We start from the raw sequence: 2,840 nt of genomic DNA on the forward strand, positions 1-2,840 counted from the left end.
CCGTCGGCGGTCACCGGCAGCACCTCGGGGTGTTCGGTGATCAGCCACGGCGGTGGTGCGGCGGTCATCGTGGCCAGATCGGCGGTGATGCCGTGCGCGGCGAGGTCGTCCATGACGCGGTCGAAGTAGCCGAAGTCGTAGGCGTCGCGCGCCGGTTCCACCCGGGCCCAGCCGAAGATCGCGAGGTTGACCACGGTGACGCCGGCCCGGGCCATCAGCGCCAGGTCCTCGGCGCGGGTGGCCTCGGGCCACTGGTCCGGGTTGTAGTCGGCGCCGAAGCCGATGCCGCCCAGGCGCGCGCGCAGCGCGGCCACGCGGCCGGCGGGGCGGTGTGTGGTGTCGTTCATCGGTGGGTTGTGGCACGCCGGGGCCGAAGTTCTCTCGGGCCGGCGCCACTTCTCCTTCGGGTCACTTCGGGGCGGTGAGGACGAATGGGTTCGCGGGAGGGGTGCGGAGGGCGTGCGTCGTTCGGCGCCGCCGGTTCGGTTCGGGGCGTGCCGTACCGCGTCTACTCGGGCTTTCGTCGTACCGGGAGTGGCAGCGAGCGGCGGGCGGCAGCCAGGGGGCGGCGGGCGATGCGGGGAGGCCGCGTGAACCCGTCGGCCGGGAGTGGGCGCGACGTGTCGTCGGGGAGTGGGAGTGGCCGTGACGGTCCAGCGGAGGGCCGTGACGGTTCGTCAGAGGTGCGTTCGGTCGTGACGGCTCGTCAGGGCGTGCGAGGGGCCGTGATCGTTCGTCAGGGAGTGGGCGGCGCCGAGGTGCTGTCCCGGACGATCAGGGTCGGGGCGACCGGCGTGGCGCCGTGGACGGTGGCGTGACCGGTGCGGAACTGGTCGAACAGCAGCGCCACGCACTGCCGACCGACCTCTTCGAAGTCCTGGTGGACGGTGGTGAGCGAGGGCAGGAACCAGGCCGACTCGGCGAGATCGTCGAAGCCCACCACGCTGACCTCGCCCGGCACCGGACGCCCCGCCTCGTGCAGGGCTCGCACGATGCCCAGCGCCATCTGGTCGTTGCCCGCGAACACGGCGGACACCTCCGGGTTCGCGGCCAGTTCGAGGCCGGCCGCGTAGCCGCCGGCGGCGGTCCAGTCGCCGTACAGCAGCGGCGGCACGGGCGCGCCGGCCGCCTTGAGCGTGCGGTGCCAGGATTCGGCACGCCGGCGGGCGGCGTACGAATCCTGCGGGCCGGACACATGCCAGACCGTGGGATGGCCCAGGTCGAGCAGATGTGTGGTGGCCAATCGGGCGCCCTCGGCCTGATTGGTGTCCACGCCCGGATGTCGGCGGCTCTCCTCACCGTCGACCACCACGACCGGCAGGCCGGAGGGCAGGCGTAGCGCGGGAGTGTCGAGGATCTGCGCCTCGATCAGGATGATGCCGTCCACGGCCTGCATGGTCAGCCGATCGAAGGCGTCGCGTACGGCGCTCTCGGTCTGCGCGCGCACGCTGACCACGTTCACCGAGTAGTCCGCGTCCTGCGCGGCGGCGACTATGGCTTCGAGGGTGCGCGCGTTGCCGTAGGCGTTGAGGCCGAAGCTGATCACGCCGAGCATCCGGAACTTGCCGGTGGCCAGTGCCCGGGCGGCCGTGTTGGGTCGGTAGCCGAGCATCCGCATCGCGGCGAGCACGCGTTCGCGCGTCGCCTCGTCGACGTTGCTGCGGTTGTTCGCGACGCGCGAGACGGTCTGGCTGGAGACCCCGGCCATCTCGGCGACGTCGGCCATGGACGGGGGTCGGGTACGCGTCGCGGACGACCCGCCCGATCCGGGCTTCGCCGACTCTCCGTCCTTCGCCATGCCCCGATCCTTTCATTCACACCGTCCGCGCCGGGCGGCGGATGCGCTCATGTTCGCGCGAACATGATGTCGGGTCAACAGCGTGTCGTGAACGATCGCGAAGGATTGCCGGGGGTCGTCAAAAGCGACATTCCTGCGGGAAAATTCCCGCACGAACGTCCGAGGGATGCCTATTGACAGCCGTTGAGGCTGACGGAACACTCTCGAAACGCGCCGCGATGTTGGCGCAAACATTCGGGGTCGGTGGTGAACACCCGCGCGTCCGCCGTTCTCGAAATCCCCGAGTGTTCCGGAGGACCTTCCGTGAGAGTCGACCCGACCCCATGCCGCCGACAGGGCATGCGGTGAAACGCGGCGCCCTGCGGCGTAACCTCACCGGCCACGCCTTCTTCTTTCCGTTCCTGGTGGTCTTCGGCATCGGCGTGGCCGCCCCGCTGGCCTACGCGTTCCGGCTGAGTCTGTACGAGGACCTGATGATCGGGGGTACGGTCTTCGTCGGCTTCGACAACTACTCGAAGGCGCTGAGCGACCACCTGTTCTCGGCCGGACTGGCCCGGGTCGCGCTGTTCTTCGCGATCCAGGTACCGCTGATGCTGACCCTGTCTCTGCTGGCGGCGTTGGCCATCGACAGCGGCCGGCTGCGCGGCGCGAGCCTGTTCCGGGTCGGCATCTTCGTTCCGTATGCGGTGCCGGGCGTGGTCGCGGCACTGATGTGGGGCTACATATACGGCGACCGGTTCGGCTTGGCCGCCGAGGTGGGTGACCTGCTCGGCACGGAGCTGCCCGATCTGCTGAGTCCGGACTGGATGCTCGCGTCCATCGGCAACGTGGTGACCTGGTCCTACGTCGGCTACAACATGATGATCCTGTACGCGGCCCTGCGGGCGATTCCCGAAGAGTTGTACGAGGCCGCCGAGATGGACGGCGCGGGCGTGTTCCGTACCGCGTGGAGCATCAAACTCCCGGCGCTGAAGCCGGCGTTGCTGCTGGCCACCACGTTCTCCGTGATCGGCAGCTTTCAATTGTTCAACGAGCCGAGCAT

General features: G+C 69.6%; 3 protein-coding genes. 1 reads left to right on the top strand and 2 read right to left on the bottom strand.

The window, feature by feature from the left end; translation table 11 throughout:
* Nucleotides 1-347, bottom strand: a 347-nt coding sequence (locus ACZ4FV_RS51915; protein WP_465328422.1) for a beta-galactosidase, incomplete at its 3' end; no start/stop codon positions are given.
* Nucleotides 348-736: 389 nt separating this feature from the next.
* The gene (locus ACZ4FV_RS51920) at nucleotides 737-1,726 is read right to left on the bottom strand and encodes a LacI family DNA-binding transcriptional regulator (RefSeq protein ID WP_395873753.1); all 990 of its coding nucleotides are present in this window, start codon (nucleotides 1,724-1,726) and stop codon (nucleotides 737-739) included.
* A 395-nt stretch (nucleotides 1,727-2,121) separates the two neighbouring features.
* Between ACZ4FV_RS51920 and ACZ4FV_RS51925 the strand changes: the two genes are divergently transcribed.
* A partial coding sequence (locus ACZ4FV_RS51925) for a carbohydrate ABC transporter permease (RefSeq protein ID WP_465328424.1) occupies nucleotides 2,122-2,840 on the top strand: 719 nt, incomplete at its 3' end.

This window comes from Embleya sp. NPDC025285 (genome assembly GCF_055558835.1).